This is a genomic window from Streptomyces sp. NPDC008163 (genome assembly GCF_042956885.1).
Lineage (GTDB): Bacteria > Actinomycetota > Actinomycetes > Streptomycetales > Streptomycetaceae > Streptomyces > Streptomyces drozdowiczii_A.
This window is the reverse complement of the sequence record NZ_JBIBHG010000005.1, coordinates 411,391-438,171: the sequence shown is the minus strand read 5'-3', so window position 1 is coordinate 438,171 and position 26,781 is coordinate 411,391. Positions and strand designations below refer to the sequence as shown.

Sequence of the window (26,781 nt, the reverse complement as noted above, 5' to 3'; positions counted from 1 at the left end):
ATCGACGTTACAGCGAGTGAGTGGGCGCGCCTGTCGATCCGGGCGCTTTGTGATGACGATGTGATGTGGAGTATGTCTCAGCCGCCTGGTTTTTCCAGGGTGTCTGAATAACTCGCCCATTCTTTTCGACCTGTTATGCGATACCTGTTCGACAAGTAATTCACTGACACCGGTGAAGAATTCAGGGGATCTCGAAGTGTGTTTATCCACGGTGCGGCGGAACGGAACGGAGGGTGTCAGTCCGGTTACCGTACGGCTTCGGGCGGGGAGCGTGCGGTGCCGTCGGGCGGCGCGTGCAGTGGCATACGCCACACTCCGCCGGGTCGGACGGTATGAGATCGGCCATGTGTGGCCCCGCCGAACTCGCGTACGCTGACGGATCACTCGCCCGTCGATGCCGGGCCCGGACCACCGCGTCCCGTGGGCCCGCCGAGAGCGAGGGGACCATCTGGGAGGTAGATGCATGACCGGGACGCCCACCGCCCGAATCCGCCTGCGCGCAGCCGCCGACGGTGCCAACCGCTGGGTCGTCCTCGTCGTCCTCTGCCTCAGCCTGCTGCTCGTCGCGCTCGACGCGACCGTGCTGCACGTGGCCGTCCCCGCCGTCACCGAGGACCTGCGGCCCAGCGCCGCCGGGCTGCTGTGGATCGTGGACGCCTACCCGCTCGTCTGCGCCTCGCTGCTGATCCTCTTCGGCACCCTCGGCGACCGGGTCGGACGCCGGCGCGTCCTGCTGCTCGGTTACGCCCTTTTCGGCGTCGCCTCGGCCGTCGCCGCCCTGGCCGACAGCGCGGGTGTGCTCATCGCGGCGCGGGCCCTGCTCGGCGTCGGCGGGGCGATGATCATGCCCGCCACCCTCTCGATCCTGCGCCAGGTCTTCCCCGACCGGCGCGAACGGGCCGTGGCGATCGGCGTCTGGTCCGCCGTGGCCGCCGTCGGCGCCGCCACCGGGCCCGTCATCGGAGGCTTCCTCGTCGAGCACTTCTGGTGGGGCTCGGTCTTCCTGATCAACATCCCGCTGATGGCCCTGATCCTCCCGGTCGGCCGGCTGCTGCTCCCCGAGTCCCGGGGCAACGACGACGGACCCTGGGACGTGCTCGGCGCGCTGATGGCCGCCGCCGGGGTGCTCGGCGTGGTCCTCGGTGTGAAGCGGGCCGGCACCGGTGAGGGGCTGACCGGCCTCGCGACCCTGGTGCCGCTGCTGCTCGGGGCCGTCCTGCTCGCCGCCTTCGTGCGCCGCCAGAAACGGCGCACCCACCCGCTGATCGACATCGGCATGTTCACCAGGCCCGCCTTCTCGACCGCCGTCGGCTGCATCGTCCTGGCGATGCTCGCCCTGGTCGGCCTGGAGCTCGTCGCCGTCCAGTACCTCCAGCTCGTCCTGGGCCTCAGCCCCCTGGAGACCGGCCTCAGGCTGCTGCCGCTCACCTTCGCCGCGATGGCCGCCGGGGCCACCGGCTCCCAGACGCTGCGCCGGATCGGGCCGCGCCGGATGGTCGGCTGGGGCTTCGTCCTGACGGCCGCCTCGGTGCTGACGCTGACCCTGATGGGCCGCGACGACCGGCCCGTCCTGCTGGCCGCCGCCTTCGTGGCCCTCGGGTTCGGCCTCCAGTCCACGCTGTTCGGCGCGTACGAGTCGATGCTCAGTGAAGCCCCCGCCGACCGGGCGGGCGGGGCGGCCGCGATCGGGGAGACCTCCTACCAGCTGGGCGCCGGGATGGGGATAGCGCTCCTCGGCAGCGTGATGAACGCCGCCTATACGCCCGGCCTCGCCGGGCTGCACGCCGAAGGGGTCCCCGCGTCCGCGGCCGCCGGAGCCGCCCACTCGCTCGGCGAGGCCTACCAGGAGGCCGCGTACCTGGGCGGCCCGCTCGGCGCCGTCCTGCGCACCACGGCCCGGGACGCCTTCATCGACGGGCTGCATGTGACGCTGCTGGTCAGCGCGGGGCTCCTGCTGCTCGGGGCGCTGGCCGCGCTGCGGCTGCCCCGGGCGATGGAGTGCGCCCCGAAGCTCTGCGAGCCCCGGGACCCGGCGGAGCGCCTGGACGACGCGCCGCCGCGCGGGGCCGTGGACCGGCTCGACGCGCAGCCCCGGGTGCCCGCGCGGCGCCGGCCGGGCGGGGCGGGCTCCGGACACCCTGGACGCCCGGCACACCGGGTCGTAACGTCGGCACGGCACCGTAACTAACACTGCTAGTTTTCGAGCACCCGCCGGAGGCACACCCTCATGTCCACCGCCCCCACCTCGAAGCTCCCGCCCTTCGACCCCCGCGACCCGATCGGCGTCGACGACCTGCTGGGCCCCGAGGACCTCGCGATCCGCGACACCGTCCGCACCTGGGCCGCCGACCGCGTCCTGCCGCACATCGCCGAGTGGTACGAGAACGGCGAACTGCCCGGCATCCGCGAGCTGGCCCGCGAGCTGGGCGCCCTCGGCGCGCTCGGCATGTCGCTCCAGGGCTACGGCTGCGCCGGCGCGACGGCCGTCCAGTACGGGCTGGCCTGCCTGGAGCTGGAGGCGGCCGACTCCGGCATCCGCTCGCTCGTCTCCGTACAGGGCTCCCTCGCCATGTACGCGATCCACCGCTACGGCTCCGAGGAGCAGAAGCAGCGGTGGCTGCCGGGCATGGCGGCGGGCGAGACCATCGGCTGCTTCGGCCTCACCGAGCCCGACCACGGATCGGACCCGGCCGCCATGCGCACGTACGCCAAGCGCGACGGCGAGGACTGGGTGCTCAGCGGCCGCAAGATGTGGATCACCAACGGCTCGGTCGCCGGTGTCGCGGTCGTCTGGGCGCAGACCGACGAGGGAACGGCCGGCAGCGGCATCCGGGGGTTCGTCGTCCCGGCCGACGCGCCGGGGTTCTCCGCGCCCGAGATCCGGCACAAGTGGTCGCTGCGTGCCTCGGTCACCAGCGAACTCGTCCTGGACGAGGTCCGGCTGCCCGCCGACGCCGTCCTGCCCGGGGTCTCCGGGCTGCGCGGCCCGCTCAGCTGTCTGAGCCACGCCCGCTACGGCATCGTCTGGGGCGCCATGGGCGCGGCCAGGTCCAGCTTCGAGGCGGCCGTCGACTACGCGCGCACCCGGGAGCAGTTCGGGAAACCGATCGGCGGCTTCCAGCTCACCCAGGCCAAGCTGGCCGACATGGCCGTCGAGCTGCACAAGGGCATCCTGCTCGCCCACCACCTGGGGCGGCGGATGGACGCCGGGCGGCTGCGCCCGGAGCAGGTCAGTTTCGGGAAGCTGAACAACGTGCGGGAGGCCATCGAGATCTGCCGCACCTCGCGCACGATCCTCGGTGCCAACGGGATCTCGCTGGAGTACCCGGTGATGCGGCACGCGACCAATCTGGAGTCGGTCCTCACCTACGAGGGGACCGTGGAGATGCACCAGCTGGTCCTGGGGAAGGCGCTCACCGGCCTGGACGCGTTCCGATGAGCGCCCGGAGGGCGGTCAGCTCTGGTTGAAGAAGCCGTCGGCCGGCCGGCCGACGGCTTCGCCGTTCATCACCTGGGTGTCGGCGGGGGTCAGCAGGAAGACGCGGGTGGCGACGCGGTCGATCGACCCGCGCAGTCCGAAGATCAGGCCCGCGGCGAAGTCCACCACGCGCTTGGCGTCGGCGGAGTCCATGGATGTGAGGTTCATGATCACCGGGACGCCGTCCCGGAAGAGCTCGCCGATGGCGCGGGCGTCCCGGAAGCTGTCCGGGGTCACGGTGGCGATCCGGCGGCCCGTCTCCTCGGCGGTCTCGGAGGCCACCCGCACCCGGGGATCGGTCACCCACGCCTGACCGGTACCGGTCCGTGCACCCTCGGCGTACTCGTCGTCGTCGTAGTACCGCTCGTCGTTGTCCTCTACGAGGCCCAGCCAGGCACTCGCCTTGCGCACCGATCCCATGGACGCCTCCTCTCACCGCGGTTCCTTGGTGTTCCGCATCTCTTTCGTATCCCTATGGTCGTCCATGATGCGGATCGTGCGCCAAGGGGATAGGCGGCGCGCAGGGCATTCGTGACGGTACTGGTGCAGAGGATGTGGCGATTCGTCAGGCTTCGTACGGGTAAGGGGGCCTGAAGAAAGAAAATATGAAGTCCGGGCCGTACGGGTGACATGGGGGACGTACGGGTGAACGGGCCGCTCGATACGATGCCGTCGCATCCGCGCCCGAGCGCGGCACACACGCGAACGAAAACCGGGGGACGGCCGTGTTCGGAATAGTCAGGCCCTGTACGCATCGCCTCTCCGAGAGGCTCAAGACCGAGTGGATGGCCCATCTCTGCGGGCTCTGTCTCGCGCTCCGCTCCGACCACGGGCAGTTCGCCCGGGTCGTCACCAACTACGACGGCCTGATCGTCTCGGTCCTGACGGAGGCTCAGGCCGAACGCACCCCCGCGCAGCGCCGCACCGCCGGGCCCTGCCCCCTGCGCTCCATGCGCACCGCGCCCGTCGCGCGCGGCGAGGGCGCCCGGCTGGCCGCCGCCGTCTCGCTGGTGCTCGCCTCGGCGAAGGTACGGGACCACGTCGCCGACCGGGACGGCCTGTTGGCGCGCCGCCCGGTCGCCGCGGCGGCCCGCAAGGTCGCGGCGAGCTGGGACCGGGCCGGGGCGCGCACCGGCGCTCAGCTCGGCTTCGACACCGCCGTCCTGGTCGACGCCGTCGACCGGCAGACCGGCATCGAACTCCTCGCCGGCCCCGGCACCCCGCTGCTGACGGTCACCGAGCCCACCGAGACCGCCACCGCCGCGGCCTTCGCGCACACCGCCGTCCTCGCGGGCAGGCCGGAGAACGCCGAACCGCTCGCCGAGGCCGGACGCCTCTTCGGGCGCCTCGCGCACCTGCTGGACGCCGTGGAGGACCAGGAGGCCGACGCCGCGTCGGGTGCCTGGAACCCGCTCACCGCGACCGGCACCTCGCGCGCCGAGGCCCGGCGGCTGGCCGACGACGCGCTGAAGGGCGTACGGCTGGCGCTGGCGGACGCGGAGTTCACCGACGGCCGGCTCGCCCATGTGCTGCTGACCCACGAGCTGCGGCGCTCGGTGGACCGGGCCTTCGCCACGGACGTCTGCTCCCACCGGTCCGGCGGGCTGCTGACCGTGTCCGGCGAACCGTCAGGAACGGCGCCCGCGGGCTCCTTCGGACCGCCGCCGGGCAATCCGTACGCGCCCACGGGACCGGGCGGACCCTCCGGGCCCCGGCCGCCCGAGCCGCCGCGCGACCGGCGCGGGCTCGTCATGGGCTGCCTGGTGTGGGCCGGGCTCGCCTGCACCTGCCAGATGTGCTGCGGCACCTTCGAGGACCCCTGGTCGCGTCAGCGGCGCGAGGGGCTGTGCAGCCAGTGCGACTGCGGGGACTGCTGCGACGGCTGCGACGCGTGCAGCAACTGCTGCGACTGCTGCAGCTGCTGCGACGGCTGTGACTGCGGGTGTGACTGCTGAGGCAGCGTCACCTGTACGCGGTCACGCGTACGTCCCGCTCCGCGGCAGGGCGGAGCGGGACGGAGCGAGGGGAGGGTGTGCTGCTGGACCGGACGTGCGAGGGCGCGCCTGGACAGGGGTGGGGCGGGCGCGGAGAGCAGGGCGTCGGCTCAACAGGAACAGGACCACACGCGACCGAAGTCGATGTGGGAGCGCTTGACCAGCCACTGCTGCGAATGCATGGCCCCAGTGGAACAGTCGTCCGATGTCCCGTCAACTGCCTTGAGACGTACTGCTCACAGTGTGGACAGGCTTGACAGCCCGCCCCCGGCACCGCTTGTCTCGGGTGGAGGACCGGGCTGAGGGGCCCGTCCGTCCTGCTTCACGCTGCTGCGATTCCGTGTTTTCGCGCCGAGGGCGCGCCCCGTGTTCGATCACCGTATCCACGGAGCCTCCGCATGCCCGCGCGCACATCCGCACCCCGTCCCGCCCTCCGGCCCCTCCACCTGGCCGCCGAGATCGGCGGCCCGCCCCGGTACGACGCCGCCCACCACACCGGCCTCGCCCGGCTCGCGGAGGGCGGCGCGCTCGACTTCGTCACCCTCGGCGACTCCTTCGCCGGACCGGGGCCCGACGCGCTCGCCGTCCTCGCCCGGGTGGCCCCCGCAACCCGCCGCATCGGACTCGTGCCGACGGTCACCGCCACCCACACCGAGCCCTCCCGACTGGCGTCCGCCGTGGCCACCCTGGACTGGGTCAGCCGGGGCCGGGCGGGCTGGCGGGTCGGCGTGTCCGCGACGGAGGCCGAGGCCCGGCTGTTCGGCCGCCACCCCGCCGCGTCCGCCGACGCCCTGTGGGACGGGGCCGGGGAGTGCGCCGAGAGCTGCGCCCGGTGCTGGGACCGCTGGGAACCGCCCCAGGGCCACCCCGTCGTCGTCATCGACGGCACGCCCGAACCGGCCAGGGCGGCCGCCGCCCGCCACGCCGACGTCGTCCTCGTGCGGGCCGCCACCCCCGAGCGGACCGCCGCGATCCGCGACGACGTGCGCCGCCGCGCCGCCGTGCACGGCCGGGACCCCGACGCGCTGCTGGTGTTCGCCGCGCTCACCGTCGACCTCGGCGAGGCCGAGACGGCGCCGGAACCGGGTCTTGCCGACGAGCCGCCCCCGGCCGACCGGGGGACCTACTACCGGGGCGGCCCGGTCGACCTGGCCGCGCTGATCACCCGGTGGTTCCGGGCCGGCGCGGTCGACGGCTTCCACCTCACCCCGATCACCCCCGGGCGCGACCTCGAACGGATCGTCAACGGCACGGTGGCTTTGCTCCAGCACCGCAGCCTGTTCCGGACGTTCTACCCGGGCGGCACCCTGCGCGAGCACCTGGGCCTGGCCCGGCCCGCCCGCCGGTACGCACGGGCCGGAGCGGGCGCATGACGACCGTGCCGCCCCGGCGGATGCACCTCGCCGCGTACGCACCCGGCGCCGGCGAGCGGGCCGGGTTCGCCTCGTACGAAGGGCTCGCGCGCACGGCGGAGCGGGGTCTGTTCGACTTCCTCCTCGTCGCGGAGGAGGAAGCCCGCGGCCCCGACGCGCTCACCGTGCTGGCCGCCCTCGCCGCCGGCACCGAACGGCTCGGCCTCGCCGCGAACACCGCCTTGGGGGAGCCCTGCGAAGCGGCCCGCCGCCTCGCCACCCTCGACCACCTGAGCGCCGGCCGGGCCGCCTGGCACGCGCACCCCCCGGCCGGTGAGCACCCGCGCGCCGCCGAGTTCGCCGCCGCCGCCCGGGCGCTCTGGGACTCCTGGACGCCCGACGGCAGCCCGCGCCCCGTCGCCCATCGCGGGCGGTACTTCGTGGTGGAGGGCGAGTTCACCGTGGAGCGCTGTCCGCAGGGGCATCCCGTCACCGTCCTGGCGGGCGACTCGCCGGAGGACCGGGAACTCGCCGCGTCCACCGCCGACATCGTCCTCGTCCCGCACACCACGTTCGACGCGGCCCGCGCCCGCTACGCGGAGGTGAGGGAGCGGCTCGCGGCCCACGGCCGGGCGCACGAGGAGCTGAAGGTCATGCTCCGCGTCGCCCTGGTCCTCGATGACACCGAGGACACCGACGCGCGGGAACCGTTCACCGGCGGCCCGGACGCCGTCGCCGCGCTGCTCACCGAGTACGTGGCCGAGGGCGCCGCCGACGGCTTCGTCCTCGTGCCGCACGGCCCCGGCGTCCTCGACGACTTCGTGGACCGGGTCGTTCCGCTCCTCCAGGACCGGGGGGCGTTCCGCCGTACGTACACCGGTTCCACGCTGCGGTCGCACCTCGGGATCGCCGCGCCCGTATGGAAGGGTTGACCACCATGAGCACGCACGCACAGCAGCAGGCAGCGCGGGACTGGGAGCGCTGGCACGAGGAGCGGACCGCCACGGTCTCGGCGCCGTACGGTCCGCTCTCCCTCACCGGGACCCACTGGCTCGCGGACTACCCGGAGGGGCGAATTCCGGCCGTCCCGGGCCGGTGGCGGGAGGAGGACGGCGCTCTGGTGCTCGACGCCGCCCCGGAGGACGGGCTGACCGTCGACGGGAAGCCCCTCGCCGGGGAGGTCCGGCTCGGTGCCGACCGGGGTCCGGTCGGTGCGTCCCAGGTCGCGCACGAGGGACGCAGGCTCGTCGTGCTCAGCCGCGAGGGCCTGTGGGCGGTCCGGGTCTTCGATCCCGAATCGCCCGCGCGGCGCGCCTTCCGGGCGATCGAGGCGACCCCGTACGAGCCGCGCTGGGCGGTGCCGGGCACCTTCCGCCGGTATCCGGACGCGCGCACCGTCCGGGTCGAGAACGCCACGGTGTCGAACGCGGGCTGGGGCTCGCCGGGGAGGTCGCCTTCGAGCTGGACGGGGCCGGGCACACGCTTCAGGTCGCCGTCGAGCCGGACGGTTCGCTCTGGGCCGTCTTCGCCGACGCCACCAGCGGAAACAGCAGTTACCGCTTCCGATTCCTGCGGCCCGCCGCACCGGACGCCGACGGCGCGGTGACCGTCGACTTCAACCGTGCGCTGCTGCCGCCGTGCGCCTTCGCCGACCACTTCATCTGCCCCTTCCCGCCGCCGGGCAACACCCTTCCGGTGGCCGTGGCGGCGGGGGAGCGGCAGCGGTCCGACGGCTGAGGGCCGGCGCGAGCTCAGGCCAAAAGGCACCCTTGCGCGAGAAGTTGACGCCTTGAATACTCCCGAGCAGCGCTTGTCAGGGGCACGGCGTATCCGGAATGCGGACGGATCGCCGTGCGCCTGACTGCGCCTCACGGGCCCGACCACCCCACAGGCGGGCCCCCGATTCCCCTCGGGAGGAACGACAGTGAGGATCAAGCGCACCACCCCCCTCAGCGGTACCGCCAGACGCACTCGGGCCGTCGCCATCGCGGCGGGCCTGGTGGCCGTAGGCGCCCTGGCCGCCCCCACCGCCCAGGCGAACTCCACCGGAACGTACAGCGCCAACCAGCTGGCCGCCGCCAGTGACGCCGTCCTGGGTGCCGACATCGCGGGCACCGCGTGGAGCGTCGACCAGAAGACCGGGAAGGTCGTGGTCACGGTCGACAGCACGGTCTCCGCCTCGGAGATCCAGCAGATCAAGGACTCCGCGGGCGGCAACGCGGGCGCCCTGCGCATCGAGCACACCCCGGGCAAGTTCAACAAGCTGCTCGCCGGTGGTGACGCGATCTACGCCCCCGGCTGGCGCTGTTCCCTCGGGTTCAACGTCCACAGCGGCAGCACGTACTACTTCCTGACCGCCGGTCACTGCACCGACGGCAACCCGCCCTGGTACACCAACTCCTCGAACACCACCTACATAGGCCCGACGGTCGGCTCCAGCTTCCCGGGCAACGACTACGGAATCGTGCGCTACGACAACACCTCGCTCGCCCACCCGGGCAAGGTCGGCAGCGTCACCATCACCGGCTCGGCCAACGCCACGGTCGGCATGTCGGTGACCCGCCGGGGCTCCACGACCGGCATCCACAGCGGCACCGTCACCGGGCTCAACGCCACGGTCAACTACGGCAACGGTGATGTCGTCTACGGCATGATCAAGACCAATGTGTGCGCCGAGGGCGGCGACTCGGGCGGTCCGCTCTACTCCGGAAGCAAGGCCGTCGGCCTGACCTCCGGCGGCAGCGGCAACTGCAGCTCCGGCGGCACGACGTTCTTCCAGCCGGTCACCGAGGCGCTGAGCGCGTACGGCGTCACCCTGAACTGACGCCCGGCCCCGTACGGACACATGGCCCCCGGTTCGCCGGGGGCCATGTGCGTGCGGGGTGCGGGCGCCGGTCAGCCTCTGGCGCCCGCCCCGGCCGGTGCCACGCCGAAGATGTCCACCGCGTGGTAGTACGTCCAGGCCGTGGCGTCGCACGAGGTCCGCTTGGCGCCGGAGTACGCGGCGCACACGCGCTTGAGGTCCGCGTAGAGCGCGTTGTCGAGCCGGGCCTTGTTGGCGGAGAACGTGCCGGCGGCCTTGTAGTTGCGGTACCCGAAGTCGTGGCGGGCGCAGGCCGTCTGGAACGGGAAGCCGAAGGGGTTGTCGGGCGAGGTGCTGCAGTAGTCCGTCGACCAGTCGAAGCCGTACGCGGACCAGGCGCCCTTGTTGTTGCGGGCGGAGTTCCACGCGTTGTAGCTGGACGCGCTCGTCTGCGTCCAGGAACTGAGGACCTGGGGCTTGTCCGCGGGGGCCGCCGAGGCGGACGCGACGGGCAGCAGGGCGAGCGGGAGCGAGAGGCCGAGGGTGGCGAGCAGGGTGGCGACGCGACGGCGCATGGGCAACCTCCGTGGGGTGAGGGGCAGTTGGAACGATCTCGCGGGTGCGCGAGATCGCTCCAGCATGCCGCCATGCACCTGCCATGCCTAGGGGGTGTCTTGTCGATCAGGGCCGGATCGGGCCGCGGCGTCTGGTGCGGTGCATCGCAAGGCGCCGGAGCGTCGTGATAGCGGAGCTATTGGGGCGTTTCGGCAACGCCGCGAGGTGCCGTGCCAGGCGCTGCGGACCCGGCCATGATCGGCAAGACGCCCCCTAGGGGCGTGCGGTGGCTGTCCGGTGTCACGCGCCGTGCGGGGTACGCGTCAGCGGGCGCGCCGCCGTCCCAGCAGGCGGGCCTGCTCCTTCTTCAGTTCGGCGAATCCCCGCCGCGCGTACACGGCTATCTCCTGACTGGGGAACGGTACGACCGAGAGGTGCTGGTCATGGCTGCCCCGTGACCACCGGGCGGCCGTGATCTCGTAACCCGAGACATGGGCGCACAGTTGCAGCAGGAGGGGCGGCATCACCGGCTCGCTCAGCAGGTCGGCGTGGGCGAGGACGAGATCGCGCATGGCCCGGATGTTCGGGAGGAAGACGGTCGTGACCCACAGCCGCCATTCGGCGAGTTCCTCCTCGGTGGGCGGCGTCTCATGGGCGAAGGGAGAGCGGCCGTCGGGGCGGGCGTTGCGCTCCAGGAACGCGGTGAAGATGCGGCTGTTGGCCTCGGTGAGGGCGAACAGGGGGCCGTAGAAGTCGCTGAGCTGGCGGTTCACCCGGGCGAGGCGTTCCTGACGCTGCGCGAGGCGCAGTCCGTTGACATAGGTGATGACATAGCCGGCGCACGCGAGCCCGATGGTGACGGCCAGTGTGATCATAGGCGCCGATGCTAATGGAGGGGCGTCTCCGTCGTCGGCCGGTTCCGGCCTCGCCGCATCGCCGTCAGCAGTGTGCCCGCCGTGCCCGCCACCGCCCAGGCGGACAGCACCAGCAGGGGTCCGGTCACCGCGTTGCCGTGGAAGTACGCGATCGAGCGGGCCGTCCAGGTCGAGGCGCCCGGGGGCAGGGCGGGGCCGATCGCGCGCCAGAAGTCCGGGAGCATCGGGAGCGGGAAGGCGCCGCCCGCGCTCGGGTTGCCCGCGATGACCACGATCAGGACGGCCAGGCCGATGCCGATGATGCCGGTCAGCCCCTCCAGGGCGAGGGTGATCATGCCGACCGCGAAGACGGTCAGCGCGCCCAGGCCCGACAGCCCCCAGAAGCTGCCGGGCAGGGCGCCCAGTGCCGGGCCGATGATGAGCGCGCCGCCGATGCCGCCCGCGATCGCGTACAGCGCCATGGCCCCGGTCCGGATCAGCGCGCGCTGCCGGTTGGCGGGGCGGGTTCCCGCGCTGATCGCCAGGATCGAGGCGCACAGATAGCCGCCGACGCACCAGCCCACCGCCAGGTAGAACGCGGACAGCCCGTCGAAGTCCTGGCGCGACGCCGGGGCCACGTCGACGGCGCGCACGGTGCGCCGCTGGGCCGCCTCCGCCTCCTTGGCGATCTTCGTGAGCGAGGTGGCCAGGACGGTGCCCCCGCCGGAGGCGACCAGCACGGTGTCCCGCGTGCCCCGGGGGTCCACGATCAGGGCGCCGTCGATCTCGCGGTCGAGGATCTGCCGGCGGGCGGTGGCCTCGTCGGAGACCGTGCGCGGGTCGAGCGGGCCGCCCGGGAGGCCGTCCAGCCGCTCGACCAGTTCGGCGGACGCCTGCGGGGGTGCGACGACGCCGAAGGGGACGTCCGTCGGCTTCGGGTGGTGCAGCGCCCCGATGTAGGACGCGATGAACAGCAGCTGGAGCGCCAGCACCCCGATGACGAGCAGAGCGGCCCGGGGAGTGACGGCGTTCCGCACCTCGTCGGTGAAAGTCATGCCCCCCACGCTCCGGGCTGACCCTCGCGCGCGCAGTCGGGGCGCGGCCGAACGGCGGAAGCGGAGGGGCGCGTGACCGGGGGAGACCGGGCGGGCAGCGAGTATCGTACGAGTGTTCGAAACTTGGTTTATGGTGGAGAGCGAGGGGGTGGCCAGCGCGTACGAATCGGTTCAGGAGGTGCAGGTGCCAGGGTTCACGCATCTGCATACCGCCTCCGGGTTCTCCCTGCGGTACGGGGCCTCGCACCCGGAGCGGCTGGCGGAGCGCGCCGCCGAGCGCGGCCTGGACGCCCTCGCGCTGACCGACCGCGACACCCTGGCCGGAGCGGTCCGGTTCGCCCGGGCCTGCGAGCGGGAGCGGGTGCGCCCCCTGTTCGGGGCGGACCTCGCGGTGGGGCCGGTGGCGGAGGACGGGCCCGCCCGGCGCCCCCGCACCCCGGCCCGAGGGGGTGTCTTTGTCGATGAATCGGCACCCCGGGTCACCTTCCTCGCCCGTGACGGCGCCCTGGGCTGGGCCGAGCTGTGCCGTCTGGTCACCGCCGCCCACGCCGCCGTCCCCGAGGGCGGCCGGCCTCTGGTCGGCCGGCTCGCCCTGCCCGCCGAAGGGCTCACCGTGCTGCTCGGCCCCGCCTCCGACGTGGGCCGCGCCCTGTCGGCGGGCCGCCCCGACCTGGCCGCCGCCCTCCTCGCCCCCTGGCGCGAGCTGTACGGCGACGGCCTGCGCCTCGAAGCCGTCCACCACGGGCGGACCGGCACCGGGCCCGGTTCGCTGCGGCTCGCCGCCCGTACCGTCGGCCTCGCCGCCGAGCAGGGCGTACGGGCCGTGCTGACCAACGCCGTCCGGTACGCCGACCCGGGGCAGGGTTTGGTCGCCGACGTGCTCGACGCCGCCCGCCGGCTCGTCCCCGTCGACCCGCGCCGCGCCCCCCTCGACAGCGGCGAGCGCTGGCTCAAGGACGCCCGCGCGATGACGGAGGCCGCCGATCGGATCACCTCCGCCGCCGGGCTCGGCGCCGGTGCCGGGGCGCGGCTGCTCGCGGAGACCCGGCACACCGCCGAGGCGTGCGTGGTGGACCCCGGGGGTGACATCGGAATCGGCTCCGTCCACTTCCCCGAACCCGGCCTCGTCGGCGCGGACCGGCGCACCGCCCAGCGGGTGCTGGCCTCCCGCGCCGCCGCCGGCATGGTGCTGCGCGGCTACGACCGCAGGCCCGGGTACTGGGACCGGATGCACCACGAGCTGGACATCATCGCCCACCACGGCTTCGCCTCGTACTTCCTGACGGTCGCCCAGGTGGTGGACGACGTACGCGCGATGAAGGTGCGGGTGGCCGCCCGGGGCTCCGGGGCCGGTTCGCTGGTCAACCACCTCCTGGGCATCGCCCACGCCGACCCGGTCGAGCACGGGCTGCTGATGGAGCGCTTCCTGTCCAAGCGCCGCTTCGTGCTGCCCGACATCGACATCGACGTGGAGTCGGCCCGCCGCCTCGACGTCTACCGCGCGATCATCGACCGCTTCGGCGCCGAGCGGGTCGCCACCGTCGCCATGCCCGAGACCTACCGGGTGCGCCACGCCATCCGCGACGTCGGCGCCGCGCTCTCCATGAACCCGGCCGAGACCGACCGGCTCGCCAAGGCGTTCCCGCACATCCGGGCCCGCGACGCCCGCGCGGCCATGGAGGAACTGCCCGAGCTGCGCGAGGTCGCCAGGACCAGGGAGACGTACGGGAGGCTGTGGGAGCTGGTGGAGGCGCTGGACGCGCTGCCGCGCGGCGTCGCCATGCACCCGTGCGGGGTCCTCCTCTCGGACGCCTCGCTGCTGCGCCGTACCCCCGTCATGCCCACCAGCGGCGAGGGCTTCCCGATGTCCCAGTTCGACAAGGAGGACGTGGAGCACCTGGGGCTGCTCAAGCTGGACGTGCTGGGCGTACGGATGCAGTCGGCGATGGCGCACGCGGTCGCCGAGGTGAAGCGCGCCTCCGGGCGCGAGGTGGACCTGGACGCCGTGGAGCCGGGCGACCCGCGCACGTACCAGCTGATCAGGACGGCCGAGACGCTGGGCTGCTTCCAGATCGAGTCGCCCGGCCAGCGCGATCTGGTCGGCAGGCTCCAGCCGGAGGACTTCCACGACCTGGTGGTCGACATCTCGCTGTTCCGGCCGGGCCCGGTCTCCGCGGACATGGTCCGCCCGTTCATCGAGGCCCGGCACGGCCGCGCCCCGGTCCGCTATCCGCACCCCGACCTGGAGGGCCCGCTGCGCGAGACGTACGGCGTGGTGGTCTTCCACGAGCAGATCATCCAGATGGTCGACATCATGACCGGCTGCGGCCGCGACGAGGCCGACCGGGTCAGGCGCGGGCTCTCCCACCCCGAGTCCCAGCCCCGGATCAGGGTCTGGTTCGCCCAGCACGCGGCGGCGCGCAAGTACGACGCGGAGGTCATCGCGCGCGCCTGGGAGATCATCGAGGCGTTCGGCAGCTACGGCTTCTGCAAGGCGCACGCGGTGGCCTTCGCCGTGCCCACGTACCAGTCGGCCTGGCTGAAGGCGCACCACCCGGCGGCCTTCTACGCCGGGCTGCTCACCCACGACCCCGGGATGTACCCGAAGCGGCTGCTGCTCGCCGACGCCCGGCGGCGCGGGGTGCCCGTGCTGCCGTTGGACGTGAACCGGTCGGCGGCCGCTCATCGAATCGAACTGGTGTCTGATGAAGGGGAGGAGGCGGAGCGCTGGGGGCTGCGGCTCGCGCTCTCCGACGTGCACGGGATCAGTGAGGCCGAGGTCGCCCGGATCGAGGCCGGCCAGCCCTACAGCTCGCTGCTGGACTTCTGGCAGCGGGCCCGCCCGGGAAAGCCGGCCGCCGAACGGCTCGCCCAGGTGGGCGCGCTGGACGCGTTCGGGGCCAACCGGCGCGACCTGCTGCTCCATCTGTCCGAGCTGCACCGCGCCCAGCGCGGCGCGGGCTCCGGCGCGCAGCTCCCGCTCGGCGGCGGACACCGCACCGCCTCCGTCGGCCTCCCCGACCTCAATGAGGCGGAACGGCTCAGCGCCGAGCTGGGCGTGCTGAGCATGGACGTCTCGCGCCATCTGATGAGCGATCACCACGCCTTCCTCAAGGAGCTCGGCGCGGTCTCGGCCAAGCGGCTGCGGGAGGCGAGGCACGGGGAGACCGTGCTGGTCGCGGGCGCCAAGGCGGCAACCCAGACCCCGCCCATCCGCTCCGGCCGCCGGGTCGTCTTCACCACCCTGGACGACGGTACGGGCCTGGTCGACCTGGCCTTCTTCGACGACAGCCACGCCGCCTGCGCGCACACCGTCTTCCACTCCTGGCTGCTCCTTGTGCGCGGGGTGGTGCAGCGGCGCGGGGCGCGCAGCCTGAGCGTGGTCGGCGCGGCCGCCTGGAATCTGGCGGAGCTGGCAGAGCTCCGGCGCACCGGCGGACTCGACGCGGTCGCGGAGCGGCTGGCGCGGGTGCCGGAGCCGGAGGCCGGAGAGGACCCGCCATCGGATGAGGCCCCGCCCGGTGGCGGCGGGCGGCGCATCCGGATGCCCACCGGTTACGAGATGAACCCCTGGGCCGACCTCAAGCCGCCGGGGGAAGGGCTGCCCACCGGCAGGAAGCTGTGGCACCAGAGCCCGGGGAGCGCGGGATGACCGGGGCGGCCGGGATGACCGGGATGACCGGGGCGGCCGAAGCCTCCGGGGCCGATGTCCTCTGCCTGCGGTTCCGTGAAGTCGGCGGCGGCCCTCCGGACGCCGCCGGTTACGCGGGGCTGCTCGCCCTGCTCGGCTCGTTCACCCCGGTCGTGGAGGCGGCCCCGCCGGACGGGGCGCTCGCCGATGTGCGCGGCGCGCTGCGCTACTTCGGGCGGGACGTGACGGGCCTCGCCTCGGTGATCCGGGTCCGCGCGCTGGCCCTGCACGGGGTGGACTGCGCGATCGGGGCCGCCCCGAACCCGATGCTGGCCCGGATGGCGCTGCGGCAGGCGGCGCCCGGGACGACCTTCGTGGTGCCCGCCGACGGGGTGGCCGCCTTCCTCGCGGACCGGCCGGCCGCCGCGCTGGACGGCGTCGGGGCGGCGACGGCCCGGACGCTGTGCGGGTACGGGCTCGACTCCGTCGGCCGGATCGCCGCGGCCCCGCTCGGCACCCTGCAACGGATCACCGGGACGCGGACCGGGCGCGACCTGTGGGAGCGGGCGCACGGCATCGACCGCACCGCCGTCCGGCCGAACTCCGCCGCCCGCTCGGTCGCCGCCGAGCGCACCTTCCCGCGCGACGAGCTGGACCCGGAGCGGCAGCGCCGCGCGCTCATGTCGCTCACCGAGGAGCTGGGGGCGCGGATGCGCGGCGAGGGGCAGGTGTGCCGCGCGCTCGCGGTCTCCGTGCGCTACGCCGACCGCACCGGCTACTCGACGCTGACCCGGAGCCGTACCCTCCGCGAACCGACCGCGCACTCCGCGGAGCTCACCGCGCTCGCGTACCGCATCCACGACTCGTTCGGCCTGCAGCGGGCCCGGGTGCGGGGGATCGGGCTGCGTGCGGAGGGGCTGGGCGAGGCCGGACGGGCGGCCCGGCAGCTGAGCTTCGACCCGGTGGACGAGCGGGCCCGGCGGATCGAGGCGGTCGCGGACCGGCTGCGCGAGCGGTTCGGCCCCCGGGCCGTGATGCCGGGGCGACTGGCGGCCTGAGCGGTGCGCGGGGGCCGCGCGGCCCCGACGCCCGTGGGCCGCTCGCGTGCTCCGGACGGCTCGCGGGCCGGTCGCGCGCCCCGGGAGGCTCGCGTGCCGGTAGCGTGGCCCCGCCGTCCCGCGGCCCCGCGGACTTTTTACCGACGCGTAACTTCCCAGCGAACCCTACTCATGCGTAATTTGGCATGAGCACGCAGAACGTCAGCGGAAACTTGTGGTCCGGGCCGCAGGGTGCACAGACATCGCAACTCCCTTGAGCCGCAAGGAGACCCCACGATGCTGCCCTGGACCCGTGCGCCGCGCTCCCCACGCGCACGCCGGACGCTCGCCGCCCTGCTTCTCGCCGTCGCAGCGGTCGCCACCCCCACGGCTACCGCGGCGGCCGCCCCCGCCGCCGCGACGGCCGCCACCTCGCGCGGCTGGAACGACTACTCCTGCAAGCCCTCCGCCGCCCACCCCCGTCCCGTCGTCCTGGTCCACGGGACCTTCGGGAACTCCGTCGACAACTGGCTCGTCCTCGCCCCCTACCTGGTCAACCGGGGCTACTGCGTCTACTCGCTGGACTACGGCCAGCTGCCCGGCGTGCCGGTCTTCAACGGGCTCGGCCCGATCGACAAGTCGGCGGGCCAGCTCGCCACGTTCGTCGACAAGGTGCTCGCCTCCACCGGCGCCGCCAAGGCGGACATCGTGGGCCACTCGCAGGGCGGCATGATGCCGAACTACTACCTGAAGTTCCTCGGCGGCGCGGCCAAGGTGAACGCCATGATCGGGCTCGCCCCCGACAACCACGGCACCACGCTGCTCGGCCTGACCAAGCTCCTGCCGTACTTCCCCGGCGCCGCGTACCTGCTCAACGCCGGTACGCCCGGACTCGCCGACCAGGTGGCCGGATCGCCCTTCATCAAGAAGCTCAACTCCGTGCCCGACACCGTGCCCGGCGTCCACTACACCGTGATCGCCACCCGGTACGACGAGGTCGTGACCCCGTACCGGACCCAGTTCCTGGACGGGCCGGACGTGCGCAACGTCCTGCTCCAGGACCTGTGCCCGGTCGACCTCTCCGAGCACGTGGCGATCGGGACCATCGACCGGGTCGCCTACCACGAGGTGGCGAACGCCCTGGACCCGTCGCACGCCGGCCCGACCGACTGCGCCTCCGTCATCGGCTAGACCCCGTCACCCCCTGCCCCGGCGAGGTCCCTTCTCGCCGGGGCAGGGGGCGTTGTCAGTGGCGGCTGGCACGATCGGACCATGACGACGACCGACTGGGACTCCCTCGCCGACACCTTCGACCAGGAGGCCGACCACGGGCTGCTCGACCCGGTGGTCCGCGACGCCTGGGCGCGGCGGCTGGAGAGCTGGCTGCCCGCCGGACCCGCCGACGTGCTCGACCTCGGCTGCGGTACGGGGAGCCTCGCCCTGCTCGCGGCCGGGCAGGGCCACCGGCTCACCGCTGTGGACAGCTCGCCGCGCATGGTCGAGCGGGCCCGCGCCAAGCTGGCCGGCACGGGCGCCGAGGTGCTGGTGGGGGACGCGGCCCGGCCGCCCGTCGGCGACCGCGGGTTCGACGTGATCCTCGCCCGGCACGTGGTGTGGCTGCTGCCCGACCCGGCGGCCGTCCTGCGCCACTGGGCGGGGCTGCTGCGCCCCGGCGGCAGGCTGGTCCTGGTGGAGGGCGTGTGGAACGGGACGGGAATCCCCGCCGAACGCCTCACCGCGCTGCTCGCCCCGCTCACCGAGCGCGTCCACCACGAACGGCTCTCCGGCGACCGCGACCTCTGGGGCAAGGACGTGGACGACGAGCGGTACGCGCTGGTCGCCGGGGTGCGCGGGACGCACCGTCACACCGAGGTGATCGACGTGCACCTGATCCTCCGTCGCGGCTCCGAGGTCCTGCTCGCCCGCCGGTCCGGCACGGGGTACGCGGACGGCCTGCTGCACGCCCCGTCCGGCCATGTGGAGGACGGCGAGGACGTGCGGCAGGCGCTGATCCGGGAAGCCGCCGAGGAGATCGGCCTCGCCCTGGACCCGGCGGAGCCGCGCACGGCCCTGGTCATGCAGCACCGCGGCCCGGGCGGCGCCCCCCGCACGGGCTGGTTCTTCGAGGCGGCGTACGACCCCGCCCGGCCCCCGTACAACCGCGAACCGGACAAGTGCTCCGAGCTGGCCTGGTATCCGCTGGACGCCCTGCCCGACGACATGGTCGCGTACTGCCGCGCGGGCCTCGACGGCTATCGGGCGGGGGAGCGCTTCCTGATCCACTGGCACGAGGACGGCGACCCCATCGCATACGAACCGGAGGGCGAGCGGCGGGCGGTGGTGCTGCCCATGAGCGAGAGGTGAGGACGGGCCGGAGGCTCAGGTCAGCAGAGGGGCCAGGCCCTCCGGCGAGCGGGCCAGGCGTTCCAGCTCGTCCAGGGCCGCCAGCGCGGCCTCCGCAGCCTCCGGGTCGCGTCCGGCCAGCCCGCTCGCGGCGAACTCGTCCTCGTCCAGGCGCAGGACCTCCGAGCGGTCGGCCGACACCCACAGGTCGAGGTCCAGGTCCTCCACGACCAGCTCGCCGTCCCGCAGCACCGCCGGGCGGGTCACATCGCAGTACCAGCCCTTGAGTTCGCCCGTGCCGGTGCGGACCTCCTTCACCGCGAACCAGGCGTTCCGCCAGTAGTGCTCGGTGAAGACATCGCCCGGCTCGAAGCGGACGAAGCCGAAGTCCCGGACGCCGGGGGCGGCCCAGGGAGCCTGCACGGTCACCCGGGTGCCGTCGTCGGCGACCAGGGCCGAGGGGTACCTGATCTTGGTCTTCCCGGCCTTGACCAGGACGACGGTCGGGCCGTTGTCAGTCGAGCCTGCGGGCATGGCGTACCTCCGTGGCACAGATCTCGTAGCCGAACCAGCGGTTGACCGCCAGCATCGGACCGTTCCCGGCGTCGTTGCCGGTGTAGGCGTCGGTGTACCCGGCGGCGCGCGCCCGGTGCAGCGAGTCGTTCTTCGCGAGCTTGGCGAGGCCGCGGCCCCGGTGCGCCCGCCGGGTGCCCGTCATCGCGGAGCCGTAGCGGCTCACGCCGTCGGTCCGGGCGGCGCTGAAGGCCGCCACCTCACCGTCGGCCAGCACGACCGAGGTGAGGTGGTGGTCGAGACCGGGGTCGTGCCAGGTCCCCGCGAGCCATTCCGCGTAGTCGTCGAGCCGGGCGGGCGTGTCGCTGGGCTCGTCCGCCGTGGCCTCGGCGTCCGCCTCGAAGAGCGGGCGCGGATCGTCGGCGAAGTCGGCCGCCGTGCGCAGCTCGACCCCGGCCGGCAGCTCCTGACGGGGCGGCAGCGAGCCGTTCGCCAGGTCCAGATGGAGGAAATGGGCGGGCCGGCTCGGTGTGTAGCCGTGCTTCGCGGCGAACGCCATGTTGCCGGGCGCGTCCAGGACCCAGGTGTAGACCGCGCTCGCCCCGGCCAGGGCCAGATACTCCTCGGCGGTCCGCAGCAGCAGCGTGCCCGCGCCCCGGCCGGTGTGCTCCGGGTGGGTGTACGGATTGCAGAACCCCTGCCCCGGCTCGGGGCTCTCATGGGCGAGGCCCACCTGCGCAGTCCCGATGATCTCGCCGCCCTCCTCGGCGACCAGCATCCGGTAACGCCGCCCCGCCGGAGCCCCGGTGAGCTCGGCGACGGTCTGCTCCGGCGTGGTGATCATGTACGGGAGGGCGGCGCGCCGCACCCGCACCCACCCCTCGGCGTCATCGGGCCGGAAGTCGCGTACGAGGACAGTCATGCGCCGGACGCTATCCGCGCCCCGGACCCGTCCGCCTCCCATTTTCCGCCGGTGGGGGACAATCGGCCCGTGACTCTGAAGATCGCCGTGGACCCGGACTCCGGCACCGCCCCGTACGAGCAGTTGCGCACCCAGATCTCCGAACAGGCCCGCTCCGGCGTGCTGCCGGTCGGCTACCGGCTCCCGACGGTACGCGGTTTCGCCGAGGAGCTGGGCCTCGCCGCCAACACGGTAGCCAAGGCGTACCGCGCACTGGAGGCGGACGGCGTCATCGAGACCCGCGGCCGCAACGGCACGTTCGTCGCCGCCGCCGGGGACACCGCCGACCGCAACGCCGCCGCCGCTGCCCGCACGTACGCGGAACAGGCCCGCCGCCTCGGCCTCTCCCGCGCCCGCGCCCTGGAACTCGCCGAGGACGCGGTGCGCGCCGTCTTCACGGACTGAGAACGGACTTCTGCGGTAACTCCTGTGCGCACGAGATGAGTTGACGGGGCCACCGGTCATGAGCACGTCGGCGAAAGCTCACCCGTTCGACTTGGCATGAACACTTCCGGAAAGGGCCTCCGCGCTGCTACCACTGAGTAGGCAGAGATCCTGCCGGTCGCTCAAGGGAGAATCCGTGAAACTGTCCAGACTTGTGGCATTCTCGTCCTCGCTCCTGCTCGGCGCCGTCATCGCCCTGACCGGGGCGGCCACCGCGAACGCCGCACCGTCCGTCGACTACGTCGCCCTGGGGGACTCGTACTCCTCGGGTGTCGGCTCCGGGAGTTACATCAGCTCCAGCGGCGACTGCAAGCGCAGTACTCTCGCCTATCCCTCCCTCTGGGCCTCCGCCCACGCGCCCGCCTCCTTCTCCTTCACGGCCTGCTCCGGGGCGCGTACGGGCGATGTGCTCGCCAATCAGCTCGGACCGCTGAACTCCTCGACCGACCTCGTCTCCATCTCCATCGGCGGCAACGACGCGGGCTTCTCCGACGTCATGACGACCTGTGTGCTCCAGTCGGAGTCCACCTGCCTCAACCGCATCGCCACCGCCCGCAGCTACGTGGACACCACGCTGCCCGGCAAGCTGAACTCGGTGTACGACGCGATCAAGGCCAAGGCCCCCTCCGCCCACGTCGTCGTGCTCGGCTACCCGCGCTTCTACAAGATCGGCGGCAGCTGCGTCGTCGGACTGAGCGACAAGGTGCGCGGCGCCATCAACGGCGCCGCCGACTACCTCAACGCGGCCACCGCCAAGCGTGCCGCCGACCACGGATTCAGCTTCGGTGACGTCACCGGCGCCTTCACCGGGCACGAGATCTGCTCCGGAAGTGCCTGGCTGCACAGCCTCAACTGGCTGAACATCGGTGAGTCGTACCACCCCTTCGCCGCCGGGCAGTCCGGTGGCTACCTGCCGGTCCTGAACGCGCTCGACTAGGGTGATGGCGCGCCCCGCGAGGGGCGCGCCCGTCAACTCGCCCCGGAATCGGGCAGATTCGCCGACGCCTCGTCAACCTCCGTATATGTGTGCGCAATCCCGCTCCCGGGATACACGAGTGTCGGTGGCAGGCGATAGGGTTAACCTGCCCGGGCCGAGTGCCCTCGTACGGGTGGGGAGTGACATGGAACAGATAACGGTGCGCAGCAGGGCGCGCGTGCCTGCCATTACATGCGGGAGCAGCGCGACGAGTTCGCGCCTCGACCGCCATCTCGCGGTGCTGGGCGGTCCCGTCGTGCCGCAGCGCGAGGCGGCGGAAGCGACGCTGCTGATGCGCGAGCTCACCTCGCGCGACGCCGGACACACCCGGCGCAGCAGAAGTGCGCGAGTGTCGCTCTTCGCGCCACTCCGCCGGCTGCGGCGCTCGCTCTTCGGCAGCCGCCACTGACCCGACCGCGGTCCCGAATCGCGCAGCGCGCTGCTGCCCGCTCTTCCGTCATCCCCGGAGCCGGCAGTGGCGCGTCGCCATGTCCGCACCCGGTCACGCGCCGTGTCCGGCGGGCCCGTCTGGGTGCCGAGGTAATTCGGTGCCGAACTACTTCTACACTGTGCCCATGCCCGAGAAGCGAGCCGCGCGTCTGCACCCCGACGAGCGAAGGGCGCAGTTGGTGGCGATTGGCGTGGACATGCTCGCCGATTGTTCCCTGGACGAGCTCTCCACCGATGCCGTGGCCCGGCGGGCCGGGATATCGCGCGGCCTGCTCTTCCACTACTTCGACTCGAAACGCGACTTCTACCGGTCCGTGGTGCGCCAGGAGTGCGAGGACTTCGCCGCCGCCACCGCACCGGACTCCTCGCTGGACCCGGTCGCCTGGATGCGCGCGTTCATCGCCGGTTTCGTCGCGTACGTGACCGGGCGCCGCAAGGTCTACCGCGCCCTCGTCCGGGGCGCCGCAGGCAGCCACCCCGCCGCCGGCGACATCGTGGAGGCCACCCGCACCACTCTCGCCCGCCGGGTCGTGGAGGGCCGGCGCCGCCTCGGAATGGAGCCGTCGCCCCGGCTCACCCTGGCCGCCCGGGCCTGGCTCGCCTTCGCCGAGGAGGCCGTCACCGGCTGGCCGCTGGACGAGCCGGACGCCCTGGACGAGCTCCGCGCCTTCCTGGAGACGGGCTTCGTCCGCCTCCTCGGCAACCTCGACCGGCCGGCCGCCCTGGCCGAATGGACCGGCGCCCCCGCTCACAGCAGCGCGAACTGCCCGTCCGGCCCCTCCTCCTGATGGTCCAGGACCGAGGCGGGCCGCCGCGCCGCCTCCCCGACCGGCAGCACCCCCGCCGCCCGCAGCTCCTCCTCGCCGCTCCCCGGGCCCGCCGCCAGCGCCTCGGCCAGCGCCTCCTGACGGGGCCGCAGCTCGGCGAGGAGCGCGAGGAGCGTCACCAGGTCCAGCAGCTCCGAGGTCCACTCCTGCGGCCAGGCGCGCGGCCGGACCGTGTCGAGCCCCACCGCCTCCGCCCCCGGCGCCCCGCAGGCCGCCGCCCGGCGCTCGAACCACAGATCGAGGACCCGCACCCCGCTCACCCGGAACTCCCACGCACCGGCGGGCACCGGCGAGACGCGGCCGGTGCCCAGCACGAGCGCCCGCTCCTCGGCCTCGTACGCCAGGGACGCCGGGACCGGCGGGACGGCCGCCCGCACATAGGGGCGCTGCCCGCCCGGCAGCCGGGGGCGCTCCGCCCCGCGCGCTCCGCGCAGCTGGAGCCGCAGCAGCTCGCGGCCCAGCTCGACCCCCTCGGCCCAGCGCGCGGCGTCCGGCGGGAGCGGGACCACGCAGCCGGCCGGTGACGGGCGGGCCGCCGCCAGGATCCAGGCGAGCACCGAATCGGCGGTGACCGCGGCCCCGTACCGGGCGCGCAGTACGGGGAGCAGGCCCGGGGCGAGGTTGGGTTCGAGGCCGCCGGGGCGGCGGTACAGCGGGCGGACCCGGCCGGGGCGGCCGGCCGGGGAGTGGCCGTCGGGCAGCAGCGTGGTCACCGAGACCGGCGGGCCCGGGTCGTTCGGCACCCGGCCGTGCTCGACCAGGAAGAGCTGGTGGCCGTCGGCGACCCGCCAGAGCTCGGGCCGGGCCACATCGATCAGCCGGTGGTCGGGCAGCAGCCACTGTTCGTCGTACGGGCCGTGCAGCACGCGCACCGGCTCCGGGCAGGGGCCCGTCTCCCGGGCGAAGCGGCCGGTGGCGCCGGACCGGCCGGGCAGCGCGGCCACGGCGCTCTGCTGCGTACGGGCGCGGGTCGGGGCGAACAGCCGCTCGCGCTCCTCGCCCGAGGCCCGTACGAGGCGGTCCCAGCGGGCCCGCAGGCAGGCCGCGTCCGGGGCGGTCACCCAGGTGCGGCCGGTGCGCAGCGGCCGGACCGACCAGGGCATGAGGTCGTCCAGGAGGGGGCCGCGCGGGCCCTCGCCGGACCCGGCCGCTGCCGGTGCTGCCACCGTGTCGTCCTCCCCGCCTGCCGCGCCCGCCGCCTTCCCCGGCATCGTAACGGCGGCGACGGGGGCGGCGTCAGGGCGCCTTCCCGCGCGGGATCAGTGCGCTTCCACCGGTCAGTGCGCTTCCACGGTCACCGAGAACGAGAACCGGTCGCCGCGGTAGTGGATCCGGGCCACGTCGACCACCCGGCCGCCCTCGTCGTAGGTGATGCCCGTGTAGTAGAGGATCGGGCTCAGCAGCGGGACGCCCAGCAGTTCGGCGGTGGCCGGGTCGGCGAGGCGGGCCTCGACCGTGTCGGTGATCCGGGAGATCGGGACGCCGACCCGGTCCCGCAGCACCTTGGTCATCGGCCACCGGTCGAGGTCCGCCGCGTCCAGGTCCGCCGCGACCTCCGGGTGCACCCAGTTCTGCGCCCAGTTGGTCGGCTCGCCGGTCGTCCCGTCGCACCGCAGCCGCCGGTAGCCGACGACCTCCGCGCAGCCCGGGAAGTGCTCGGCCACCTCGCCCGGGACCGGGACCGGGCCGTGGCCGAGCAGCGTGGAGCGCTCGCCCGACTGCTGGGCCACGATCGCGTCGATCGAGCCGAGCAGCCGGACCGGGGAGCCCCGGCGGGCGTCCGGCTCGATGAACGTGCCGCGCCGCCGGTGCCGGCTGATCAGGCCCTCCGCCTCCAGCTCCTTGAGCGCCTGCCGCATGGTCAGCACACTGACCCCGTAGTGCGCCGCGAGCTGCTCCTCGGTGGGCAGCCGCAGGGTGGCGTCCGGGGCGCGGCCCAGTATGGACGCCCGCAGCGACTGCGAGACCTGGTACCACAGCGGCAGCTTGCGGTTCAGGACCAGCGAGTCGGGCGCGAAGGCGGTGCCCCGGGGCGCGGGGCTGTTCGCAGCGGGCTGCGGCACCTGATCCTCCTGCATGCGTCGTCGCCGGGCCCGGGAGGGCTCGTCACGGCCTGAAGTTGCGGCTCAGACCCTGCCATACGTCGTCGTAGCCCTGCTGAAGGTGGTCCGCCGTCGTGGCCTGCGCGGTCGTGGTGACCGGCCAGCGGGTCTCGAACATGAAGGCGAGGCCGTCGTCGATCTTCTGCGGCTTCAGCTCCGCCGCGCTCGCCTTGTCGAAGGTCTCCCGGTCCGGCCCGTGCGCGGACATCATGTTGTGCAGCGAGCCGCCGCCGGGCACGAAGCCGCCCTTTCCGGCCGTCTTCGCGTCGTACGCGCCCTCGATCAGGCCCATGTACTCGCTCATCACGTTGCGGTGGAAGTACGGCGGGCGGAAGGTGTCCTCGCCGACCAGCCAGCGCGGCGCGAACACCACGAAGTCGACCCCGGCCAGGCCCGGGGTGTCCGAGGGCGAGGTCAGGACCGTGAAGATCGACGGGTCCGGGTGGTCGTAGCTGATCGAGCCGATGACATTGAACCGGTGCAGGTCGTAGACGTACGGGGCGTGGTTGCCGTGCCAGGCGACGACGTCGAGCGGGGAGTGGTCGTAGGTCGCCGTCCAGAGGTTGCCGCAGTACTTGTTGATCACCTCGACCGGGCGCTCCACGTCCTCGTACGCGGCGACCGGGGCGAGGAAGTCCCGAGCGTTGGCGAGGCCGTTGGCGCCGATCGGGCCGAGGTCCGGGAGCGTGAAGGGGCGGCCGTAGTTCTCGCAGACGTAACCCCGGGCGGTCTCGTCCAGCAGTTCGACCCGGAAGCGGACACCGCGCGGGATCAGGGCGACATGGCCGGGCTCGGCGCGCAGCAGGCCCAGTTCGGTGCGCAGCAGCAGACCGCCGTGCTGGGGGACGATCAGCAGCTCGCCGTCGCTGTCGCTGAACACCCGGTCCGTCATCGCCGTGTCGGCGCTGTACAGGTGCACGGCCATGCCGGTGCGCTGCGCCGCGTCGCCGTTGCCGCCGAGGGTCCACAGGCCCGCCACGAAGTCCGTACCGGGCGCGGGCTCGGGGAGCGGGTTCCAGCGCAGCCGGTTCGGGTCGGGCACGGTCTCGGTGAAGGGGGCGGTGCGCAGCGCGCCGTTGTCCGTGCGGACGAACGGGGGGTGGGCCGCCGAGGGGCGGATGCGGTACAGCCAGCTGCGGTGGTTGTGGGCGCGGGGCTCGGTGAACGCGGACCCGCTCAGCTGCTCCGCGTACAGCCCCAACGGGGCGCGCTGCGGCGAGTTGCGCCCGTGCGGGAGCGCTCCCGGCACCGCCTCCGAGCTGTGCTGATTCCCGAAACCGGTGGAGTACTCAAGCCCCTCCGCCGTCTTCCTCGCCTGCTCGATGCCGCCCATGTGCGCTCCCGTCCGAAGGAATCCTATGCACAAACGTAGGAATGGAAGCGTGGCGCGTCAACGGCATTCGTCG

22 protein-coding genes and 2 pseudogenes are annotated in these 26,781 nt (G+C 73.5%); 15 read left to right on the top strand and 9 right to left on the bottom strand.

Going from position 1 to position 26,781, the window contains the following annotated elements; genetic code table 11:
- Positions 1-463 precede the first annotated feature (463 nt).
- Both ACFZAT_RS14610 and ACFZAT_RS14605 read left to right on the top strand, forming a co-directional pair.
- Entirely contained in the window at positions 464-2,188 is a 1,725-nt protein-coding gene (locus tag ACFZAT_RS14610) for an MFS transporter (RefSeq protein ID WP_391264198.1), read from the top strand.
- A gap of 39 nt (positions 2,189-2,227) precedes the next feature.
- Entirely contained in the window at positions 2,228-3,439 is a 1,212-nt protein-coding gene (locus ACFZAT_RS14605) for an acyl-CoA dehydrogenase family protein (protein ID WP_391264196.1), read from the top strand.
- A gap of 15 nt (positions 3,440-3,454) precedes the next feature.
- On the opposite strand, the gene ACFZAT_RS14600 is transcribed toward ACFZAT_RS14605, so the two are convergent.
- Positions 3,455-3,898, bottom strand: a complete 444-nt coding sequence (locus ACFZAT_RS14600) for a cell division protein SepF (protein ID WP_073968076.1) — start codon at positions 3,896-3,898, stop codon at positions 3,455-3,457.
- Positions 3,899-4,263: 365 nt separating this feature from the next.
- On the opposite strand from ACFZAT_RS14600, the gene ACFZAT_RS14595 reads away from it, so the two are divergent.
- The 5 genes and pseudogenes from ACFZAT_RS14595 (at position 4,264) to ACFZAT_RS14575 (ending at position 9,648) form a co-directional block, all read left to right on the top strand.
- Complete coding sequence (locus ACFZAT_RS14595; RefSeq protein ID WP_391264193.1) at positions 4,264-5,433, top strand: DUF5685 family protein; 1,170 nt, start codon at positions 4,264-4,266, stop codon at positions 5,431-5,433.
- Positions 5,434-5,870: 437 nt separating this feature from the next.
- Positions 5,871-6,845: an LLM class flavin-dependent oxidoreductase gene (locus ACFZAT_RS14590; protein ID WP_391264191.1), complete on the top strand. Its 975-nt coding sequence runs from the start codon at positions 5,871-5,873 to the stop codon at positions 6,843-6,845.
- The gene (locus ACFZAT_RS14585; RefSeq protein WP_391264189.1) at positions 6,842-7,756 is read left to right on the top strand and encodes an LLM class flavin-dependent oxidoreductase; all 915 of its coding nucleotides are present in this window, start codon (positions 6,842-6,844) and stop codon (positions 7,754-7,756) included. Before ACFZAT_RS14590 ends, ACFZAT_RS14585 begins: the two co-directional genes overlap by 4 nt.
- A gap of 5 nt (positions 7,757-7,761) precedes the next feature.
- Positions 7,762-8,561 (top strand): annotated as a pseudogene (locus ACFZAT_RS14580) (DUF1684 domain-containing protein).
- 187 nt (positions 8,562-8,748) lie between these two features.
- Entirely contained in the window at positions 8,749-9,648 is a 900-nt protein-coding gene (locus tag ACFZAT_RS14575; protein WP_391264187.1) for an alpha-lytic protease prodomain-containing protein, read from the top strand.
- 71 nt (positions 9,649-9,719) lie between these two features.
- Here the strand turns inward: ACFZAT_RS14575 and ACFZAT_RS14570 are convergent, their stop codons facing one another.
- The 3 genes from ACFZAT_RS14570 to ACFZAT_RS14560 form a co-directional block, all read right to left on the bottom strand.
- The gene (locus tag ACFZAT_RS14570; RefSeq protein ID WP_391264184.1) at positions 9,720-10,202 is read right to left on the bottom strand and encodes a phospholipase A2; all 483 of its coding nucleotides are present in this window, start codon (positions 10,200-10,202) and stop codon (positions 9,720-9,722) included.
- 303 nt (positions 10,203-10,505) lie between these two features.
- Positions 10,506-11,057, bottom strand: a complete 552-nt coding sequence (locus tag ACFZAT_RS14565) for a hypothetical protein (RefSeq protein ID WP_391264182.1) — start codon at positions 11,055-11,057, stop codon at positions 10,506-10,508.
- Positions 11,058-11,068: 11 nt separating this feature from the next.
- Entirely contained in the window at positions 11,069-12,091 is a 1,023-nt protein-coding gene (locus tag ACFZAT_RS14560) for a DUF3533 domain-containing protein (protein ID WP_391264180.1), read from the bottom strand.
- Between the two features lie 130 nt (positions 12,092-12,221).
- On the opposite strand from ACFZAT_RS14560, the gene ACFZAT_RS14555 reads away from it, so the two are divergent.
- From ACFZAT_RS14555 to ACFZAT_RS14540, 4 genes and pseudogenes are all read left to right on the top strand, one after another.
- Positions 12,222-15,743 (top strand): DNA polymerase III subunit alpha, encoded by a 3,522-nt coding sequence (locus ACFZAT_RS14555; RefSeq protein WP_391264178.1) that lies wholly within the window; start codon positions 12,222-12,224, stop codon positions 15,741-15,743.
- A gap of 14 nt (positions 15,744-15,757) precedes the next feature.
- Positions 15,758-16,780, top strand: coding sequence for a hypothetical protein (locus ACFZAT_RS14550; protein ID WP_391264291.1), 1,023 nt, complete (start codon positions 15,758-15,760; stop codon positions 16,778-16,780).
- Positions 16,781-17,056: 276 nt separating this feature from the next.
- Positions 17,057-17,950: an alpha/beta fold hydrolase gene (locus ACFZAT_RS14545; protein ID WP_391264176.1), complete on the top strand. Its 894-nt coding sequence runs from the start codon at positions 17,057-17,059 to the stop codon at positions 17,948-17,950.
- Between the two features lie 81 nt (positions 17,951-18,031).
- Positions 18,032-19,108: pseudogene (locus ACFZAT_RS14540) on the top strand (methyltransferase domain-containing protein); the annotation flags it as partial.
- 30 nt (positions 19,109-19,138) lie between these two features.
- On the opposite strand, the gene ACFZAT_RS14535 reads toward ACFZAT_RS14540, so the two are convergent.
- Both ACFZAT_RS14535 and ACFZAT_RS14530 read right to left on the bottom strand, forming a co-directional pair.
- Positions 19,139-19,636 carry a DUF402 domain-containing protein gene (locus tag ACFZAT_RS14535; RefSeq protein ID WP_391264174.1) on the bottom strand — a complete coding sequence of 166 codons (498 nt, stop codon included), beginning with the start codon at positions 19,634-19,636 and terminating at the stop codon, positions 19,139-19,141.
- The gene (locus ACFZAT_RS14530; RefSeq protein ID WP_391264173.1) at positions 19,617-20,537 is read right to left on the bottom strand and encodes a GNAT family N-acetyltransferase; all 921 of its coding nucleotides are present in this window, start codon (positions 20,535-20,537) and stop codon (positions 19,617-19,619) included. The genes ACFZAT_RS14535 and ACFZAT_RS14530 overlap by 20 nt, the downstream gene beginning before the upstream one ends.
- A gap of 69 nt (positions 20,538-20,606) precedes the next feature.
- On the opposite strand from ACFZAT_RS14530, the gene ACFZAT_RS14525 reads away from it, so the two are divergent.
- The 4 genes from ACFZAT_RS14525 (at position 20,607) to ACFZAT_RS14510 (ending at position 23,234) form a co-directional block, all read left to right on the top strand.
- Entirely contained in the window at positions 20,607-20,981 is a 375-nt protein-coding gene (locus ACFZAT_RS14525) for a GntR family transcriptional regulator (RefSeq protein ID WP_391264170.1), read from the top strand.
- A gap of 193 nt (positions 20,982-21,174) precedes the next feature.
- The gene (locus tag ACFZAT_RS14520; RefSeq protein ID WP_391264289.1) at positions 21,175-21,957 is read left to right on the top strand and encodes a GDSL-type esterase/lipase family protein; all 783 of its coding nucleotides are present in this window, start codon (positions 21,175-21,177) and stop codon (positions 21,955-21,957) included.
- 184 nt (positions 21,958-22,141) lie between these two features.
- The gene (locus tag ACFZAT_RS14515) at positions 22,142-22,405 is read left to right on the top strand and encodes a hypothetical protein (RefSeq protein WP_026171590.1); all 264 of its coding nucleotides are present in this window, start codon (positions 22,142-22,144) and stop codon (positions 22,403-22,405) included.
- Positions 22,406-22,571: 166 nt separating this feature from the next.
- On the top strand, positions 22,572-23,234 hold the full coding sequence (locus tag ACFZAT_RS14510) for a TetR family transcriptional regulator (protein WP_391264168.1): 663 nt from the start codon (positions 22,572-22,574) through the stop codon (positions 23,232-23,234).
- On the opposite strand, the gene ACFZAT_RS14505 is transcribed toward ACFZAT_RS14510, so the two are convergent.
- The 3 genes from ACFZAT_RS14505 to hmgA form a co-directional block, all read right to left on the bottom strand.
- Positions 23,195-24,484, bottom strand: coding sequence for a type ISP restriction/modification enzyme (locus ACFZAT_RS14505; protein ID WP_391264166.1), 1,290 nt, complete (start codon positions 24,482-24,484; stop codon positions 23,195-23,197). The two genes, ACFZAT_RS14510 and ACFZAT_RS14505, sit on opposite strands and share 40 nt — an antisense overlap.
- A 66-nt stretch (positions 24,485-24,550) precedes the next feature.
- Complete coding sequence (locus ACFZAT_RS14500; protein WP_391264164.1) at positions 24,551-25,351, bottom strand: UTRA domain-containing protein; 801 nt, start codon at positions 25,349-25,351, stop codon at positions 24,551-24,553.
- A 28-nt stretch (positions 25,352-25,379) separates the two neighbouring features.
- The gene (gene hmgA, locus ACFZAT_RS14495) at positions 25,380-26,708 is read right to left on the bottom strand and encodes a homogentisate 1,2-dioxygenase (protein ID WP_391264162.1); all 1,329 of its coding nucleotides are present in this window, start codon (positions 26,706-26,708) and stop codon (positions 25,380-25,382) included.
- Between the last annotated feature and the right edge of the window lie 73 nt (positions 26,709-26,781).

What these genes read in the sequence shown, in the direction of transcription:
- ACFZAT_RS14610 (WP_391264198.1), top strand. Translation starts at nt 464, where the DNA reads ATGACCGGGACGCCCACCGCCCGAATCCGCCTGCGCGCAGCCGCCGAC.
- ACFZAT_RS14605 (WP_391264196.1), top strand. Translation starts at nt 2,228, where the DNA reads ATGTCCACCGCCCCCACCTCGAAGCTCCCGCCCTTCGACCCCCGCGAC.
- ACFZAT_RS14600 (WP_073968076.1), bottom strand. Translation starts at nt 3,898, where the DNA reads ATGGGATCGGTGCGCAAGGCGAGTGCCTGGCTGGGCCTCGTAGAGGAC.
- ACFZAT_RS14595 (WP_391264193.1), top strand. Translation starts at nt 4,264, where the DNA reads ATGGCCCATCTCTGCGGGCTCTGTCTCGCGCTCCGCTCCGACCACGGG.
- ACFZAT_RS14590 (WP_391264191.1), top strand. Translation starts at nt 5,871, where the DNA reads ATGCCCGCGCGCACATCCGCACCCCGTCCCGCCCTCCGGCCCCTCCAC.
- ACFZAT_RS14585 (WP_391264189.1), top strand. Translation starts at nt 6,842, where the DNA reads ATGACGACCGTGCCGCCCCGGCGGATGCACCTCGCCGCGTACGCACCC.
- ACFZAT_RS14570 (WP_391264184.1), bottom strand. Translation starts at nt 10,202, where the DNA reads ATGCGCCGTCGCGTCGCCACCCTGCTCGCCACCCTCGGCCTCTCGCTC.
- ACFZAT_RS14565 (WP_391264182.1), bottom strand. Translation starts at nt 11,057, where the DNA reads ATGATCACACTGGCCGTCACCATCGGGCTCGCGTGCGCCGGCTATGTC.
- ACFZAT_RS14560 (WP_391264180.1), bottom strand. Translation starts at nt 12,091, where the DNA reads ATGACTTTCACCGACGAGGTGCGGAACGCCGTCACTCCCCGGGCCGCT.
- ACFZAT_RS14555 (WP_391264178.1), top strand. Translation starts at nt 12,222, where the DNA reads ATGGTGGAGAGCGAGGGGGTGGCCAGCGCGTACGAATCGGTTCAGGAG.
- ACFZAT_RS14550 (WP_391264291.1), top strand. Translation starts at nt 15,758, where the DNA reads ATGACCGGGATGACCGGGGCGGCCGAAGCCTCCGGGGCCGATGTCCTC.
- ACFZAT_RS14545 (WP_391264176.1), top strand. Translation starts at nt 17,057, where the DNA reads ATGCTGCCCTGGACCCGTGCGCCGCGCTCCCCACGCGCACGCCGGACG.
- ACFZAT_RS14535 (WP_391264174.1), bottom strand. Translation starts at nt 19,636, where the DNA reads ATGCCCGCAGGCTCGACTGACAACGGCCCGACCGTCGTCCTGGTCAAG.
- ACFZAT_RS14530 (WP_391264173.1), bottom strand. Translation starts at nt 20,537, where the DNA reads ATGACTGTCCTCGTACGCGACTTCCGGCCCGATGACGCCGAGGGGTGG.
- ACFZAT_RS14515 (WP_026171590.1), top strand. Translation starts at nt 22,142, where the DNA reads ATGGAACAGATAACGGTGCGCAGCAGGGCGCGCGTGCCTGCCATTACA.
- ACFZAT_RS14510 (WP_391264168.1), top strand. Translation starts at nt 22,572, where the DNA reads ATGCCCGAGAAGCGAGCCGCGCGTCTGCACCCCGACGAGCGAAGGGCG.
- ACFZAT_RS14505 (WP_391264166.1), bottom strand. Translation starts at nt 24,484, where the DNA reads ATGCCGGGGAAGGCGGCGGGCGCGGCAGGCGGGGAGGACGACACGGTG.
- ACFZAT_RS14500 (WP_391264164.1), bottom strand. Translation starts at nt 25,351, where the DNA reads ATGCAGGAGGATCAGGTGCCGCAGCCCGCTGCGAACAGCCCCGCGCCC.
- hmgA (WP_391264162.1), bottom strand. Translation starts at nt 26,708, where the DNA reads ATGGGCGGCATCGAGCAGGCGAGGAAGACGGCGGAGGGGCTTGAGTAC.